The organism is Apilactobacillus waqarii, from assembly GCF_019061205.1.
In the GTDB taxonomy this organism is placed as follows: domain Bacteria; phylum Bacillota; class Bacilli; order Lactobacillales; family Lactobacillaceae; genus Apilactobacillus; species Apilactobacillus waqarii.
In genome coordinates this window covers 1-255 of the sequence record NZ_JAHQYH010000035.1, presented here as the reverse complement: position 1 = coordinate 255, position 255 = coordinate 1, and the positions used below count along the sequence as shown (strand labels likewise).

Below are 255 nucleotides of genomic sequence, written 5' to 3'. Positions count from 1 at the left end.
ATGATTCCATAGGTGAGTTATCAATACAATTTCCCTTACGGGACATGCTTTGAAATATTTTATTCTTCTTAAGCTCTTTTTGCCAGATGTGACTTTGATACTGAGCTCCCTGATCACTATGAATGGTAGTTCTGTATGGTAAACCCTTAACTAATTGAATAACTTCTTTCAGCGGCTTCATAACACAGTTCATATTTGGATGGCTGCTAATGTTATAGGATATTATTTCACCAGAAAATAAATCCATAATAGGTG

General features: G+C 34.5%; 1 protein-coding gene. It reads right to left on the bottom strand.

Annotated elements, in window-relative coordinates:
- Window positions 1-255 (bottom strand): DDE-type integrase/transposase/recombinase (locus KTJ72_RS07080; protein ID WP_217304486.1); only part of this gene is annotated, 255 nt, incomplete at both ends.